Raw genomic sequence first — 15121 nt, forward strand, 5'->3', positions numbered from 1 at the left:
CTGTGGGACATTTTTCGGACTCAATGAAAACAAAGGGTTGCGAAGCGCGTTTAACCCCGCGTTAGGTTTTGGCCTTGCTGACGATGGCCACGCCAAGGCCAGCGAGTGCCAGCCCGGCCCAGGCTAGGGGGGGCATCACCTCGCCCAACAGAGGCCAGGCGAAGAGGGCGGAAAGCGCCGGGACGAGGTAGAAGAGAGCCGACACGCGGGCCACCTGTCCGGCGCGGATCATCGCGAGGAGGAGCGTCATCGCGAGAAGCGAGTTCCCGATCACGAGGTAGGCGAGGGCGGCGGCAAATTCGACATTCCAGGTGACGGCCATGTTTTCCGTGGCCCATGCGGCGGGCAGGGTGAAGGCGGCGCCGGTGGCATACTGGATCAGGTTCGAGGTGACGGGGTGATGGGTCACACCGAAGCGTTTTTCCCACAGGGTGCCGACGGTGATGCCGAACAGCGCAAGCACGGTGCAGGCGACGCCGAACAGGTTTTCGGCGGCGATGCTGGAGCGGCCGAAGATCACCAGCGCCGCCCCGGCAAGGCCGAGGGCGAGGCCGAGCCAGCCGCGCGGCGACGTCGCCTCGCCCACGAAGCGGGGGGCGACGAGAGCGACGAGAATCGGTTGGAGGCAGACGATGATCGCGACGCCCCCTGCCGAGACGCCGGATTTGAAGGCGACGTAGCACAGCCCGAAATAGACCACCTGAATGAGGAAGCCGACGATGGCGATATCGGCCCAAGCGCGCAGGGTTTTCGGCATCGGCGGGCGCAAGATCAATGCGAGTGGCAGCAAGAGGACGAGCACGCAGGTGTAGCGCAGCGCGAGCAAGGTTAGCGGCTGGGCGTGTTCCAGGCCGAGCTTGGCGATGGCAAAGCCGGCCGACCAGAGGACGAGAAAGACGGCTGGGGCGGCGAGGAGCAGGGGGCGCGGCATGCCGGAGTGATGGCGGGTTTTTGCGCCGAAGGAAAGGGCGCGCCGGACGCTGGCGTCGGGTCGGGGGTTTCACACCCCCGCGCTGGCTTGGCCCGAGGGCCAAGCCAGCGTCCCCCGTGGGATATTTGGCGAAGGGGAAGGCAATTTTAGTCGAATCTTGGCGGTTGGGTCAGCGCAGGCCGATTTCCGCGAGCGCCTGGGCGAGGGCCGGGGGGAGGGGGTCTTCGCGCTCGCGGCCCTTGACGAGATCGCGCGGGCTGTCCGAGGGGGCGAGGTAGCGCCAGCCTTGGAAGGGGCGGCGCGGGGCTGCTTCGGTGCGGATGATGTCGGCGTCGAGGATCAGGGCGCAGCGGGTGATGCCATCGCCTTCGGTGATCTGTTCGAGGCCGAGGATGCGCTGGCGGCAGAGGATGATGCCCTTGATGACCCAGAAGAGCGAGCCGCCATCGAGGATTTCCGCCTCGCGTTTCGGGAACATGCGGGTGACGTGGATGGCGCGTCCGGCTGGCCAGCGGGGACGCTGGCTGGCCTGCCAGTCGGCGAGGTCTTCGATGCTGTCGGCACCGACGCAGAGTTTCAGGATGTTCACGGGCATGGGGCGAACATAGCGGGCTGGTGGGGGAGTGCAAGTTGACCGGAGGTGGCATGAGGCGTATCTTGTGGCCTCTTCCGACTTATCCACAACCTTAAGGACACATCGCCCCATGTCGCGATTTTCAGCGCCCATTGCCGAAGCCATCTGGGACATGAAGTATCGCTTCAAGGATGCCGACGGCACGGCGATCGACGGGACGGTGGAGGACACCTGGCGGCGGATTGCGCGAGCCTTGGCCGAGGTCGAGGCCGAGCCGGCGAAATGGGAGGCGGAGTTCTACGCAGCACTGGAGGATTTCAAGTATCTGCCGGCGGGCCGGATCACGGCGGGGGCTGGGACGGGGCGGAGCGTCACGCTGTTCAACTGCTTTGTCATGGGCACCATTCCCGACAGCATGGGCGGTATCTTCGACGGGCTGAAGGAGGCCGCGCTGACGATGCAGCAGGGCGGCGGGATCGGGTACGATTTCAGCACCATCCGGCCGCGCGGGGCCGAGGTGAAGGGGGTGGCGGCGGATGCCTCGGGCCCGCTCAGCTTCATGGATGTGTGGGATGCGATGTGCCGCACGATCATGTCGGCGGGGTCGCGCAGGGGTGCCATGATGGCGACGATGCGCTGCGACCACCCAGATATCGAGGCCTTCATCGAGGCGAAGAAAGACCCTGCGCGGTTGCGCATGTTCAACCTTTCGGTGCTGGTGACGGATGCGTTCATGGCGGCGGTGAAGGCGGACGGTCCGTGGGAACTGGTGTTCGACGGGCGGGTGTACCGGACGGTCGAGGCGCGCGATCTGTGGAACCGGATCATGCGCAACACCTTTGATTTCGCCGAGCCGGGGGTGATCTTCATCGACCGGATCAATGCGGCGAACAACCTGAACTATTGCGAGACGATTGCCGCGACGAACCCCTGCGGCGAACAGCCCTTGCCGCCCTATGGCGCGTGTCTGTTGGGGTCGATCAACCTTGCGGCGTTGGTGACGCAAGCGTTCGCGCCAGAGGTTGCGCTGGACATGGCGGCGCTGGACCGGCTGGTGCGGGTGGCGGTGCGGATGATGGACAACGTGGTGACGGCGAGCCGTTTTCCGTTGCCGCAGCAGGAGGCCGAGGCGCGGGCGAAGCGGCGGATCGGGCTTGGCGTGACAGGGCTGGCGGACGCGCTGTTGATGTTGGGCGAGCGGTATGGGTCGGTTGAGGCGGCGGCGCTGACGGAAGGCTGGATGCATGCGATTGCGCGGTCGGCTTATCTGGCGTCGGTTGATCTGGCGCAGGAGAAGGGGGCGTTTCCGCTGTTTGATGCGGAGAAGTATCTGGCGTCGGGGACGATGCTGGGGATGGACGCGGACGTGCGGGCGGCGATTGCCAAGCACGGGATCAGGAATGCGCTGTTGACCAGCATCGCGCCGACGGGGACGATTTCCTTGTATGCCGGGAACGTGTCGAGCGGGATCGAGCCGGTGTTTGCCTATGCCTATACGCGTAAGGTGTTGCAGAAGGACGGCAGCCGGAGCGAGGAAGAAGTTGTCGATTACGCGGTGCGGCTGTGGCGGGAGAAGTTTGGCGATGCGGAGTTGCCGGCGCATTTCGTGAACGCGCAGACGCTGCCGCCCCTGGACCATGTGCGGATGCAGGCGGCGGCGCAGAAGTGGGTGGACAGCAGCATCTCGAAGACGATCAACTGCCCGGCGGACATCAGTTTCGACGATTTCAAGGAGGTCTACATGGCCGCCTGGGATCAGGGCTGCAAGGGCTGCACGACGTATCGGCCGAACGAGGTGACGGGGTCGGTGCTGACGGTGAGCGAGAAGGCCGAGGCAAAGCCGGTGCCGGTGACGCAGGGCGAGGTGGTGTATCTGAGCGATCCGTTGGACCGGCCGGGGGCGCTGGAGGGGCAGACCTACAAGGTGAAATGGCCGGGGTCGGAACATGCGCTGTACATCACCATCAATGACATTGTGATCGCCGGGCATCGGCGGCCGTTCGAGGTGTTCATCAATTCCAAGAACATGGAGCATTTCGCCTGGACCGTGGCGTTGACGCGGATGATCTCGGCGGTGTTCCGGCGCGGGGGGGATATTTCCTTCGTGGTTGAGGAGTTGAAGGCGGTGTTCGATCCGCGCGGCGGGGCATGGATGGAGGGGAAATACATCCCCTCGATCCTTGCGGCGATCGGCGGGGTGATCGAACGGCACCTGATCGAGATCGGCTTCATCGCGGGCGAGGGGCTGGGGCTGAAGTCGGACCCGAAGGCCGAGCTGATGGTGGTGGGAGAGGCGCCGCGAGGGCCGGCCTGCCCGGCCTGCGGCGCCTATGAGATGCGGATGGTCGAAGGCTGCATGACCTGTGGCAACTGCGGGCATTCGAAGTGCGGGTGAGTGGCGGCGACGCGCCTGAGGATGCGTCGGGTTCAGACACCGAACCACCTATGACGCGGACCCGCTTCAGATTGTGAACTAGCCGGTTCGCCCCCCCGGACCTAGACTTGGGATACGTAACCTCAGGGAGGACGGAATGCCCAAGTTCATCGTCGAAAGAAACGTTCCCGGCGCAAGCAAGCTGACGCGTAGCGAGCTTTGCGACATAGCGGCCAAGTCCAATGCCGTGGTTGCCGGCCTTGGGGTGCCCTATGTCTGGCTTCATACCTATGCCGCTGGTGACAAGTTGTATTGCGTGCATGAGGCCGACAGCGCGGAGGCGATCTACCGGCACGCCAGGGAAGGCGGGTTCCCTGCCGACCTCGTTGCAGAAATCACGAGCACTTTTGGACCGGAAACTGCCCAGATCCCGGCGTAACGATCTTGTCTGGCGCGGCAAGAGTTGCCGCGTTCAGGCGACGGGTGACTGCGCCGCGCCTCGTCCCCTTGTTCGGTGTTCCGAAGCGCGGCCGCCATGTTTCTGCCTGAGGCTTAGCTGCGCAGAAGCGCCACGTCGGCCTTGAGCCAGAGAAGGTAGCACAGCACCAGCAGAGCGCTGGCGGCAAGCGGTTGGGCGGGGCCGCCGGCAGTGGCCTTTTCCGCCTCGATTAGGACGGCGACGAGGGCAGGCACGCGGCTGGCGACGACGGTCAGGCGAAAGGCGTTCGGGCCGAAGGGCAAGCGGCGTTGGATGCGGGGTGGCAGGGCGCTGCCGAACTTGCCTGCGGCATGGAGGAGGCCCGAGGTTGCGGCAAGTTCCGGCTGGCCCAGAAGGAAGAGGCCAAGCCCCAGCGCCAGCGCGCCCCAGCCCGACGACAGGTCGCCCAGCCGGTTCTGCGCTGCATCCGGCGGGGCGCCATGGGCCCATGCACGGTGATAGCGTTCGCCGCTCCAGAAGAAGATCAGCATGGCGAGGGTGATCGCCGTCGCGCCAAGGCTGCCGACGAAGTAATCGACCACCGCCGACGCGCCATGGGTCAGGCCTGCGCCGGTGACGGCGGTGGCGGCGGCGACGTGCAGCGCAAGACCGCCTGCCAGCCCCAACCCGTTGCCAAGGTTGTAAAGCCCCCCGGGGCCGCTGACGCGTTGCGAGATCTGCCGGTTCAGCATGGCCAGTTGAAATGTCATGAAGCGCTTTCCTTGCCGACGCCGTGCGGCTGCCGTTTCCTTTTGCGATGCACAGGAAACGGGCGCTGTTCCCTAGGGAACGCCGAAAATGCGGGCGATTAATGAATGGCTGTCGCTTTTGCGCATCGCTTGGCCGGGTGGGCAACGCCGCTATAGGCAGCCGTGCCTTCATCTGCTAATCCTTGCATATAAAAGCAAGAAAAGAGCAGGCAGACAGGCAATGGGGATCGGCGCAGAGGCGACGTTCGTAATTTCGTGGCGGCAGACGGAAATCGGCGGGATGCCCGCCAGTGCGGTGCATGGGCTGGTGCCGGGCGCGACATGGCGCTGGACCGGGCAGGCCGCGCGGCTGGATGGGCCTGACGGGCCGCTTTTGTTGGGTGCCGAGGCGATGACGGCGCTGCGCCGCCGGGCTGCCCGCGCGGTGCGCAAGATGCTGGGGCGAGAGCCCGCCCCCGCCGTCGATGCCGACGCCGAGCCGGATGACCAGATCATGCCGGACGAAGGCTTCGTAGTAAGCGATGGCCCGAAGCGGTATCACATCCGCATCCTCCATTCCGACGAAACTGGCGCGCGGATGGTGCTGTTTCAGGGCGAGGTGCCGCCGCGCAACCGGATCTTGCGGATCACCCGGGTCAGCGTTGACCCCAAGGCGGGGCTGACACATGGGGGTGGGGTGATCTGCTTTACCCCCGGCACGCGGCTGATGACGCCGGGGGGCGCGCGGCCGATCGAAGCCCTGCGCCCCGGCGATCTGGTGCAGACTGCCGATGACGGCGCGCTGCCGGTGTTGTGGATCGGGCAGCGCGACCTGACCGCCGATTGCCTGCGTGCCGCGCCTCGGCTGCGCCCGATCCGGTTTCAGGCGGGCGCGTTCGGGATCCGTCGGCCCGACAGCGCGCTGACGGTGTCGCCGCAGCACCGGATGGTTTTGGCGACCGCGCCGCTGAGAGCCTTGTTCAACACGGAAGAGGCGTTGGTCGCGGCGTCGGACATGGTCGATGGTCGTGCGGTGCGCGTCGATCTTGCACCTGACGGCGTGCGCTATGTGCATGTGCTGCTGGAACGGCACAGCATCGTCTTTGCCAACGGGCTTGCCACCGAAAGTTTCCACCCCGCAGGCATGGACTTTGCCAGCATGGGACATGAGGACCGCGACCGGTTGGCCCACGTGATGCCGGGCCTTGAGGCCGACCCCGAAGGCTATGGCCCCTACGCGCGGCGCAACCTGTCGGCCGCCGAGGCCGCGATCCTGCGGCACGATCTGGCGGCGTGACCTGCGCTGGTTGACACCACCCGGCGCAGCTGTATAAGCCGCCCCAGTCCCGGAAGCGATTCCGGGGCTTTTCATTGGTGTTGGTGGCTTCCGCAAGGAATGACCTGTCGGCGGGGAAACCCGCAAAGGACAACGCCCTTCATGACCTAGAAGGAGATCAGCGGTGACCAAACGCACCTCTGCCAAATACAAACTTGACCGCCGTATGGGCGAAAACATCTGGGGCCGTCCGAAATCCCCGGTGAACAAGCGCGAATACGGCCCCGGCCAGCACGGCCAGCGCCGCAAGAACAAGCTGTCCGACTTCGGCACGCAGCTGCGCGCCAAGCAGAAGCTGAAGGGCTATTACGGCGACCTGACCGAAAAGCAGTTCCGCAAGATCTATGGCGAAGCGGAACGCGTTAAGGGCGACACCGGCGAGATGCTGATCGGCCTGCTGGAGCGTCGTCTGGACGCGGTGGTTTTCCGCGCCAAGCTGGTGCCGACGATCTGGTCGGCACGTCAGTTCGTGAACCACGGCCACGTCACGGTGAACGGCAAGCGCGTCAACATCGCGTCTTACCGCGTGTCGGAAGGCGACATCATCGAGGTTCGCCAGAAGTCCAAGCAGATGGGCCTGATCCTGGAAGCCATCGCGCTGACCGAGCGTGACGTTCCCGATTATCTGGAAGTCGACCACAACAAGATGATCGTGAAGTTCGTACGCACTCCGGCGCTGGGCGATGTGCCTTACGCCGTGAAGATGGAACCGAACCTGGTCGTCGAATACTACGCGAAGAACTAACCTTTCGCGGGACAGTGATTGCAGGGGGCCGTGCCGCAAGGTGCGGCCCTTTTGATTTGAGAGCGCGTGGTGAATGGGGGCTGATCGGTTCGCTTTCCTGCGCTATGAGAAAGGCGCTATGTGGAAGGTGGGGCGCGGGGGCGGCCCGTTGCAGAGGATGAGTGACATGACGGAAAAGCCGAACCTTGAGACACGCTTCGAACAGGGGCTTTTCGCCAGCCGCTGGCTGATGGCGCCGATGTATCTGGGGCTGGTCGTGGCGCTGGCGATGATGTCGTTCATCTTCGTGCGCGAGCTGTTCTACTATGTGCCGAAGCTGATGGAGATGACGGCCGAGGATACCATCCTCGCCGCGCTGACGCTGATCGACCTGACGCTGGCGGCGAACCTTTTGCTGATCGTGCTGTTTTCCGGCTACGAGAACTTTGTGTCCAAGTTCGATTTCGATGCTGGGGCGGATCGGCCGGAATGGATGGGCAAGGTCGATTTCAGCGGGCTGAAGATGAAGCTGATCGCGTCGATCGTGGCGATTTCGGGGATTCACCTGCTGAAGAAGTTCATGGAAATCCGCGACATCGATTCTGCGATCACGTTCGGACAGTCGGAGATGATGTGGCTGGTGATCATCCACCTGACCTTCGTCGTCTCGGGCGTGCTGATGGCGCTGATGGATTACCTGCAGGCCAAGTCCTACAAGGGCTGAAAGGATTACAATGAGTTACGAGGTTCACGCCCGCATCGACGGGCCTTTGGTGATGATTGGCTTCGGGTCGATTGGTCGCGGGGTGCTGCCCCTGATCGAGCGGCACATCGCGTTTGACCGCGACGCCTTCACGATGATCGAACCCTCGGGCGAGTTTGCGGGGCTTCTGGCTGAGCGCGGCTTGCGCCATTTGCAGGTGGCACTGGTGCCGGACAACTATGTCGATGTGCTGACCGGGCTGTTCCCGGATGGCAAGGGCATGCTGGTGAACCTGTCGGTCGACGTGGATTCGATCGAGGTGATGCTTCTGTGCCAGAAACTTGGCGTGCAATACATCGACACGGTGGTGGAACCGTGGCCGGGGTTCTACTTCGGCTCGACCCTGCCGAACGCCGAGCGGACGAACTATCCCTTGCGCGAAAAGGTGAGGGCGCTGGGCCGGCAGTTTCCGGGCGGGCCGACGGCGGTGTCGTGCTGCGGTGCCAATCCGGGGATGATCTCATGGCTGCTGAAAGAAGCGTTGCTGCGGCTGGCGGCCGATACCGGCGTCGCTGCGGCGCCGTCCAGCCGGGAGGCGTGGGCGCGGCTGTCGATGGAGCTTGGCGTCAAGGGCGTGCATGTGGCCGAACGCGACACGCAGGTATCGGAGCGGGCGCGGCCGCCGGGGGTGTTCGTCAACACTTGGTCGGTGGACGGGCTGCTGTCCGAAGGCTACCAGCCGGCGGAACTGGGCTGGGGCACACATGAACGGCGGCTGCCGCGCGACGGGCATGCCTTCGATTTCGGCGCAGGGTATGCGATCTGGATCGACCGACCCGGTGCCGACACACGGGTGCGATCATGGTGCCCCGGGGTCGGGCCGCAGTTCGGCTTTGTCGTGACGCATAATGAGGCGTTGTCGATTCCCGATTACTACACGGTCTGGGACGGAGACCGGCCGGTCTATCGCCCCACCTGCCATTACGCCTACCACCCTTGTGCGGATGCGATCCTATCGCTGCACGAGATCAACGGCGCGGGAATGTTGCCGGAAAAGAAACATATCCTGACCGAGGGCGAGATTGTTGCCGGTGGCGACGATCTTGGCGTGCTGCTTTACGGTCATGCCAAGGGCGCGATGTGGTACGGCTCGCGTCTGTCCTGCGCCGAGGCGCGAGAGCTCGCGCCCTATCAGAACGCGACCGGGATGCAGGTTACAAGTGCCGTGCTTGCGGCGATTGTATGGGTGGCGGAAAACCCGCGCGCGGGCTTTGTCGAGGCCGACGAGATGGACCACGCGCGCTGCCTTGCGGTGCAGCGGCCCTACCTTGGGTCCATCGAATGCCATTACACCGACTGGACGCCGCTTGACCACCGGATCAACCGCTTTGCCGAGGACCGTGACGAAAGCGATCCGTGGCAGTTCGTGAACTTTCTGGCCGACTGACCATACGGAGCGCCCTGACGGGCGCACGTTTACTTCTTGTCGGTGCGCTGGCGCTGCAAGGCGCGCAATAAGTCACGGGTGGGTCTGGCGGAAGTCTCTGGCCTTGTGGGCAAGGGGCGGCTAAGAACGCCTCGAGTTTCGGGGGAGACAATGACCGACCAGATCCGACCGCAGCCCGGCATTCTTGACATCGCCCTTTACGAGGGCGGCAAGTCGCATGTGGCGGGCGTGGCCAATGCGGTGAAGCTGTCGTCGAACGAAAACCCGTTCGGCGCGTCGGACCGGGCGAAGGAGGTTTTCCAGCGGTCGGTGCATTCGCTGCACCGGTATCCGTCGACTGACCACGCCAATTTGCGGGCGGCGATTGCCGAAGTGCATGGGCTTGACGCAGGGCGTGTGATTTGTGGGGCCGGATCGGACGAGGTGATCAACTTCCTCTGTCAGGCCTATGCCGGGCCGAAGGACGAGGTGGTCTACACCGAGCACGGCTTCCTGATGTACCGCATCTATGCCTTGGCGGCAGGGGCGACCCCGGTCGAGGTGCCCGAGCGCGAGCGGACGGCGGATGTGGATGCAATCCTTGCCGCATGCAACCGCCGCACCAAACTGGTGTTCCTTGCCAATCCGAACAACCCCACCGGGACAATGGTTTCGGCGGCCGAGGTGGCGCGGCTGGCGGCGGGGTTGCCGGCGCAGGCGATCCTTGTGCTGGACGGGGCCTATGCCGAATATGTCGAAGGCTACGACGGCGGAGCCGCCTTGGTGGATGCGCGCGACAACGTGGTGATGACGCGGACGTTTTCCAAGGTTTACGGGCTTGGCGGATTGCGGATTGGCTGGGGCTATGGGCCGAAGCACATCATCGATGTGCTGAACCGGGTGCGGGGGCCGTTCAACCTGTCGACGGCGCAACTTGATGTGGCGGAGGCGGCGGTCAGGGATCAGGACTTCGTGGCGAAATGCCGCAACGAGAATGCCCGGCTGCGGTCGTGGTTGGCGGTGGCGCTGGCAGAACTGGGCGTGCCGTCGGACACGTCGATGGCGAATTTCGTGCTGGCGCGATTTGCCAGCCAGGACGAAGCCGAGGCCTGTGACGCGTTCCTGCAGGAGCAGGGGCTGATCGTGCGGCGGGTGGCTGGCTACAAGCTGCCGCATTGCCTGCGCATCACCATCGGTGACGAGGCATCGTGCCGCCGGGTTGCCCATGCGGTGGCGCAGTTCAAGGGGGTGCGATGATCTATCAGCGCGTCGCCCTGATCGGCCTTGGTCTGATCGCCTCGTCGATGGCGCATGCGATGCGGGCCGGGGGGCTTGCCGGCGAGATCGTGGGCTATGCGCGGTCGGCTGAGACGCGGGCGGTGGCGCGCGAGTTGTTCTGCGACCGGGTGACCGAGACGGCTGCTGAGGCGGTGGCCGGGGCGGACCTTGTGGTGCTGTGCGTGCCGGTGGGGGCGATGGAGGCGATTGCCGCCGAGATCGGGCCGCATCTGGCGCCGGGTGCTACGGTCACGGATGTGGGGTCGGTCAAGCAGGCGGTGATCGCGGCGGTGGCGCCGCATATCCCTGCAGGCGTGCATTTCATCCCCGGTCATCCGATGGCGGGGACGGAGTATTCCGGGCCGCGGTCGGGCTTTGCGACGCTGTTTCAGAACCGCTGGTGGTTGCTGACGCCGTTGCCTGACACGGACGCGGCGGCGCTGGAGCGGTTGACGCGGCTCTTGGCCGCGATGGGCGCCAATGTCGATACGATGGATCCGCCGCACCATGACCTTGTGCTGGCGGTGGTCAGCCACACGCCGCACCTGATTGCATACACGATGGTGGGCGTGGCCGATGATCTGCGGCGGGTGTCGAACAGCGAAGTCATCAAGTATTCTGCCACCGGGTTTCGCGATTTCACCCGGATCGCGGCCAGTGACCCGACGATGTGGCGCGACGTGTTCCTGACCAACAAGGACGCGGTGCTGGATATTCTTGGCCGGTTCACCGAGGAGTTGTTCGCCTTGCAGCGTGCGATCCGGCTGGGTGACGGCGACCATCTGCACGCCTACTTTACCCGGACGCGGGCGATCCGGCGCGGAATCATCGAGGCGGGGCAGGACACTGCCGCGCCAGACTTTGGCCGTGCCGCCGATGCGAAGCGGACGTGAAGCCGTGCGCGGGGCTGTCGCGGCGCTGATCCTGTTCGGCGCCACCGCTGTGGCGGCCGAGCCTGTCGACCGGTCGCCCCGGCCCCCGCCAAACCCGATTTATACCGGTGTCGCCAGCGTGGCCGAGGCGGTGCCCGATGCCGCCGCACCGGCAGAGGCGCCCGTCGATGCGCTGGCGCGGTCGCCGCGGCCGAAGCCGCGGCCGGGATCGCTGGTCGCCAAGGTTGCGGCGGCAGAGGGTGCGGGGGCAGAGCAGGGCCTTGACCTGACGGCGACGGCGGTTGTGCCGGAACCGGCCGAGCCACCGCTTTCCAAGCGCGAGGAGCGGCGCAAGAAGCGCGAGGCAGCCAGTCTGGCCGGGTCGGTCTGCGGGGTTGCCGCGATCAAGGGCGAGGAGATCGCGCCGATCAAATCAAAGGTGAAAGGCTGCGGCGTACCGGAGGCGGTGCGCGTCACCTCGGTTTCCGGGGTCCGGCTGAGCCAGGGCGCGACGATCGACTGCGATACCGCGCGGGCGCTGAACACCTGGGTGTCACAGGTGTTGCAGCCCGCCTACCGCGACCGTGTGGTCGAACTGCGGATCGCCGCGCATTACATCTGCCGCAGCCGCAACAACATTCGCGGCGCCAAGATCAGCGAGCATGGCAAGGGCAAGGCGATTGATATCTCGGCCTTCGTGCTGTCGAACGGGCGGGCAGAGGTGGTGGCGGGCGGGTTTGACCGCACGATGCGCAAGGTTCACAAGGGCGCCTGCGGGATATTCAAGACCACCCTCGGTCCGGGGTCGGACGGGTTTCACGAGGACCACCTGCATTTCGACACCTCGGACCGCAGCGGCGGGGCCTACTGCCGCTAGCGGTCAGTTGGTTACGGGCGTCATCAGCGGTGCGGGGCCAAGCGGAAGCGGGCCAAGCGACATGCGGCCAGAGGCCAACGTCAGCGGCATTTCCAGCACGAAAGGCGAGCCGTTCTGTTCGGCCATCGCTTTCAGCATGTTGCTGACGGTGGGCGCCACCTCGGGCTTGACCACGCCCGCCGCGACCAGGATCGGCACGAGGCGCTGCCAGTTCGTTACGGCGATGTCGATCTTGCCCGCGGCATAACCGTCGGCGTCGGGTTCGATCTTGCCCTTGGCGAAGACGGTCAGGTCGCCCCAGGTCACGGCCACTTCGTTCACGGCAAGGCCGGTAAGGCGGGGGTTGGTGTCGGCGGCGGTGCGGTCAAGCGGTGCGGTCAACTGCGCCTTCAGGTCGGCGCGTAGGCTGGCGATCCGCGACGGCAGCCCGGCGTCGGGCGAAAGCGCCGCGAGAAATGCCTTGTCGGGTTCCAGATCGGTTCCGGTCAGCGCGACATCGTAGGCGTTCGTCCCGGTGTGGTCGGCGCGGATCGCCAGCAGCAGGGAGCCAAGCGCCAGTGTCCAGCCTTGGGTCGAGGTGGCCTCGATCGTGGTGCCTTCAAGGATCGCCTCATCCAGCGGCAGAATCATCTGCGGCAGGGCGCGGGCGCTGGCGCGCAGGCTGGTGGCGGTGATGCCGATATCCTGATCGGGGGTGCGGATCGTCTGTTGCGGGGGTAGTGCGGCGATGATGTGCCAGGGTTTCCAGGTCATGGTGAAGACCTGCAGGAACTGGCCCTCCCAGCCGAACCCGGTGCTGGGGTCGGCGAATTTCGGAGCGTCGAAGGTGACGTCCAGCCGGTTCGGATAGCCAAGGACCGAGAAGCCTGCGTTCTGCGCGATGTAGCCTTGCGCGGTCTGGGCGGCGAACCACTGGTCGATCCCTTCACGCACCTTCGACGAGCCCCAGAACCAGCCGCCCGACCACAGGATGGTGAGCGCGATCAGAAGCCAGGTGAGTTTGCGCATGCGACACCTTTTCATTGCCCGTTGGGCCATGTTTATAGGGCCGACGCGTCACTTGCCAGCGGGGAGCGGAATGGACACGCAACTGTGGGTGTTTGGCTACGGCTCGCTGATCTGGGACCCCGGTTTTCCGGTGGCCGAGCGTCGGATCGCGCGGGCGCGGGGCTGGCACCGCAGCTTTTGCATGCGGTCGATCCACCATCGCGGCACGGTGGACGACCCCGGACTGGTGCTGGCGCTGGACCGGGCCGAGGCGGCGTTTTGCGACGGGGTGGCGTTTCGCGTGGCACCGGGGGCCGAGGCGGCCACGGTGGCGGGATTGCGCGAGCGGGAACTGATCTCGTCGGCCTATCTTGAGACTGTGCTGCCGGTCGAGACAGCTGCGGGGCCGGTCGAGGCGCTGGCCTATGTGATTGACCCCGACCATGTGCAGTATTGCGGCGGGCTGGCGCTGGAGGACCAGGCGGGGATCATTGCCCGCGCCGTTGGCGGACGCGGCCCGAACCGGGATTACCTTTGGGCCACGACCGCGCATTTGGAAGAACTCGGCATCGCGGACGCCGATCTTGATTGGCTGGCGGATCGGGTGCGAAAGCTGGTCTGACGCTGCTTTTGCTTGGCAGTGGCAGGGTTCCTGATAGACTCGAGGATGAGCAGATGAAGAGGGCAGGCACGTTGCCGATGGACAGACGAGACGCCGAGGCCACGACGACCTTCAGCCAGCCCATTCGCGCGATCACGACCATGCTTCTGGTCTGCATCGCTGTCGGGGTGGGGGCATGGTTCATCCTGGCCCAGATCACCGAAATCCTTGCGACCAACCCGCTGTTGAATGGATTGATCGCGACGGTGTTCTTCATCGGGGTGATCACCTGTTTCTGGCAGGTCTGGATTCTGGCGCAATCGGTCTACTGGATCGAGAATTTCGTGCGTGGCACGCCGGGCACCGAGGATGACCGGCCGCCGCGCCTGCTGGCACCGCTGGCGGCGCTGTTGCGGTCGCGCGGTGCGCGGATTTCGATCACCACCGCCTCGTCACGGTCGATCCAGGACTCGGTGGAGCAGCGGATCGAAGAGGCGCGGGATATCACGCGCTATCTGATCAACCTCTTGGTTTTCCTGGGTCTTCTTGGCACGTTCTGGGGGTTGGCCACGACGGTTCCGGCGGTGGTTGAAACGATCCGGTCGCTGGCGCCGCAGGAGGGCGAAAGCGGGCTGGATGTATTCTCCAAGCTGATGGGCGGGCTGGAAAGCCAGCTTGGCGGGATGGGGACGGCGTTTTCATCGTCGCTCTTGGGTCTGGCCGGGTCGCTGGTGCTGGGCTTGCTGGAGCTGTTTGCCGGGCATGGGCAGAACCGGTTTTCGCGTGAGCTTGAGGAGTGGCTGTCGTCAATCACCCGGCTTGGGTTTGCCAGCGAGGGCGAGGCGACGGACCAGAATGCGCTGGCGATGGTGATGGACCATATGGCCGGCCAGATGGAGCAGTTGCAGATCCTTTATGCGCAATCCGACGTCAGCCGCGCGATGGCCGATGCGCGGATGGCGGAGCTGGCCGAGGCGGTGCAGGGCCTCAGCCGGCGGATGGAGGCGGAGGCGGGGCAGGCCGAAACGTTGCGGCGCATTGCGGACGGGCAGGAGCGGCTGATCGCGGCCTTGGCGGGGGCGGAGGGCGGCGCCCATTCCGACGCGGAAAGCCGGATGCGGCTGCGGTCGATCGACGTGCAGCTGTTGCGGATTCTGGAAGAGATGTCGGCCGGGCGGCAGGAAACGGTTGCCGACCTGAAGGGCGACATTTCGGCGCTGACCTCGGCGATCCGGCAGCTTGGCCGCACCACTTCGGCGCGGAGTTAAGGC

The 15121-nt window shown here is 65.3% G+C and carries 15 protein-coding genes; 11 read left to right on the forward strand and 4 right to left on the reverse strand.

Annotation, left to right across the window (positions count from 1 at the left end):
* Positions 1-61: 61 nt before the first annotated feature.
* Together ACROUL_RS04355 and ACROUL_RS04360 are read right to left on the reverse strand one after the other, a co-directional pair.
* Complete coding sequence (locus tag ACROUL_RS04355; RefSeq protein ID WP_431298322.1) at positions 62-931, reverse strand: DMT family transporter; 870 nt, start codon at positions 929-931, stop codon at positions 62-64.
* A 169-nt stretch (positions 932-1100) separates the two neighbouring features.
* The gene (locus ACROUL_RS04360) at positions 1101-1526 is read right to left on the reverse strand and encodes a DUF1489 family protein (protein WP_431298323.1); all 426 of its coding nucleotides are present in this window, start codon (positions 1524-1526) and stop codon (positions 1101-1103) included.
* Positions 1527-1635: 109 nt separating this feature from the next.
* Between ACROUL_RS04360 and ACROUL_RS04365 the strand changes: the two genes are divergently transcribed.
* Entirely contained in the window at positions 1636-3900 is a 2265-nt protein-coding gene (locus tag ACROUL_RS04365; protein WP_431298324.1) for an adenosylcobalamin-dependent ribonucleoside-diphosphate reductase, read from the forward strand.
* Positions 3901-4036: 136 nt separating this feature from the next.
* Positions 4037-4318, forward strand: a complete 282-nt coding sequence (locus ACROUL_RS04370) for a DUF4242 domain-containing protein (RefSeq protein ID WP_431298325.1) — start codon at positions 4037-4039, stop codon at positions 4316-4318.
* A 113-nt stretch (positions 4319-4431) separates the two neighbouring features.
* Here the strand turns inward: ACROUL_RS04370 and ACROUL_RS04375 are convergent, their stop codons facing one another.
* Positions 4432-5067, reverse strand: coding sequence for a hypothetical protein (locus ACROUL_RS04375; RefSeq protein ID WP_431298326.1), 636 nt, complete (start codon positions 5065-5067; stop codon positions 4432-4434).
* 220 nt (positions 5068-5287) lie between these two features.
* On the opposite strand from ACROUL_RS04375, the gene ACROUL_RS04380 reads away from it, so the two are divergent.
* The 7 genes from ACROUL_RS04380 (at position 5288) to ACROUL_RS04410 (ending at position 12262) form a co-directional block, all read left to right on the forward strand.
* The gene (locus ACROUL_RS04380) at positions 5288-6343 is read left to right on the forward strand and encodes a Hint domain-containing protein (RefSeq protein WP_431298327.1); all 1056 of its coding nucleotides are present in this window, start codon (positions 5288-5290) and stop codon (positions 6341-6343) included.
* Positions 6344-6506: 163 nt separating this feature from the next.
* Positions 6507-7127 (forward strand): 30S ribosomal protein S4, encoded by a 621-nt coding sequence (rpsD, locus tag ACROUL_RS04385; protein WP_305568460.1) that lies wholly within the window; start codon positions 6507-6509, stop codon positions 7125-7127.
* Positions 7128-7293: 166 nt separating this feature from the next.
* The gene (locus ACROUL_RS04390) at positions 7294-7830 is read left to right on the forward strand and encodes a TIGR00645 family protein (protein WP_431298328.1); all 537 of its coding nucleotides are present in this window, start codon (positions 7294-7296) and stop codon (positions 7828-7830) included.
* Between the two features lie 4 nt (positions 7831-7834).
* Positions 7835-9256 (forward strand): homospermidine synthase, encoded by a 1422-nt coding sequence (locus ACROUL_RS04395; protein WP_431301245.1) that lies wholly within the window; start codon positions 7835-7837, stop codon positions 9254-9256.
* Positions 9257-9406: 150 nt separating this feature from the next.
* A complete protein-coding gene (gene hisC / locus ACROUL_RS04400) occupies positions 9407-10492 on the forward strand; it encodes a histidinol-phosphate transaminase (protein WP_431298329.1) in 1086 nt (361 codons plus the stop codon).
* Positions 10489-11406, forward strand: a complete 918-nt coding sequence (locus ACROUL_RS04405) for a prephenate/arogenate dehydrogenase family protein (RefSeq protein ID WP_431298330.1) — start codon at positions 10489-10491, stop codon at positions 11404-11406. Before hisC ends, ACROUL_RS04405 begins: the two co-directional genes overlap by 4 nt.
* 4 nt (positions 11407-11410) lie before the next feature.
* On the forward strand, positions 11411-12262 hold the full coding sequence (locus tag ACROUL_RS04410; protein ID WP_431298331.1) for an extensin family protein: 852 nt from the start codon (positions 11411-11413) through the stop codon (positions 12260-12262).
* A 3-nt stretch (positions 12263-12265) separates the two neighbouring features.
* Here ACROUL_RS04410 and ACROUL_RS04415 read toward each other — a convergent pair whose 3' ends face one another.
* Positions 12266-13270 carry a DUF2125 domain-containing protein gene (locus tag ACROUL_RS04415; RefSeq protein WP_431298332.1) on the reverse strand — a complete coding sequence of 335 codons (1005 nt, stop codon included), beginning with the start codon at positions 13268-13270 and terminating at the stop codon, positions 12266-12268.
* Positions 13271-13340: 70 nt separating this feature from the next.
* On the opposite strand from ACROUL_RS04415, the gene ACROUL_RS04420 reads away from it, so the two are divergent.
* The gene (locus tag ACROUL_RS04420) at positions 13341-13871 is read left to right on the forward strand and encodes a gamma-glutamylcyclotransferase (protein WP_431298333.1); all 531 of its coding nucleotides are present in this window, start codon (positions 13341-13343) and stop codon (positions 13869-13871) included.
* Positions 13872-13948: 77 nt separating this feature from the next.
* Positions 13949-15118, forward strand: a complete 1170-nt coding sequence (locus tag ACROUL_RS04425; RefSeq protein ID WP_431301246.1) for a biopolymer transporter ExbB — start codon at positions 13949-13951, stop codon at positions 15116-15118.
* Positions 15119-15121: the final 3 nt, after the last annotated feature.

Origin of the sequence: Tabrizicola sp. BL-A-41-H6, from assembly GCF_050632395.1 — a bacterium.
GTDB lineage: Bacteria > Pseudomonadota > Alphaproteobacteria > Rhodobacterales > Rhodobacteraceae > JAUYQR01.

Coding starts and splice junctions, on each gene's coding strand:
- ACROUL_RS04420 (WP_431298333.1), top strand. CDS start 13,341: ATGGACACGCAACTGTGGGTGTTTGGCTACGGCTCGCTGATCTGGGAC.
- ACROUL_RS04355 (WP_431298322.1), bottom strand. CDS start 931: ATGCCGCGCCCCCTGCTCCTCGCCGCCCCAGCCGTCTTTCTCGTCCTC.
- ACROUL_RS04365 (WP_431298324.1), top strand. CDS start 1,636: ATGTCGCGATTTTCAGCGCCCATTGCCGAAGCCATCTGGGACATGAAG.
- ACROUL_RS04405 (WP_431298330.1), top strand. CDS start 10,489: ATGATCTATCAGCGCGTCGCCCTGATCGGCCTTGGTCTGATCGCCTCG.
- ACROUL_RS04380 (WP_431298327.1), top strand. CDS start 5,288: ATGGGGATCGGCGCAGAGGCGACGTTCGTAATTTCGTGGCGGCAGACG.
- ACROUL_RS04425 (WP_431301246.1), top strand. CDS start 13,949: ATGGACAGACGAGACGCCGAGGCCACGACGACCTTCAGCCAGCCCATT.
- ACROUL_RS04370 (WP_431298325.1), top strand. CDS start 4,037: ATGCCCAAGTTCATCGTCGAAAGAAACGTTCCCGGCGCAAGCAAGCTG.
- hisC (WP_431298329.1), top strand. CDS start 9,407: ATGACCGACCAGATCCGACCGCAGCCCGGCATTCTTGACATCGCCCTT.
- ACROUL_RS04375 (WP_431298326.1), bottom strand. CDS start 5,067: ATGACATTTCAACTGGCCATGCTGAACCGGCAGATCTCGCAACGCGTC.
- ACROUL_RS04390 (WP_431298328.1), top strand. CDS start 7,294: ATGACGGAAAAGCCGAACCTTGAGACACGCTTCGAACAGGGGCTTTTC.
- ACROUL_RS04360 (WP_431298323.1), bottom strand. CDS start 1,526: ATGCCCGTGAACATCCTGAAACTCTGCGTCGGTGCCGACAGCATCGAA.
- ACROUL_RS04415 (WP_431298332.1), bottom strand. CDS start 13,270: ATGCGCAAACTCACCTGGCTTCTGATCGCGCTCACCATCCTGTGGTCG.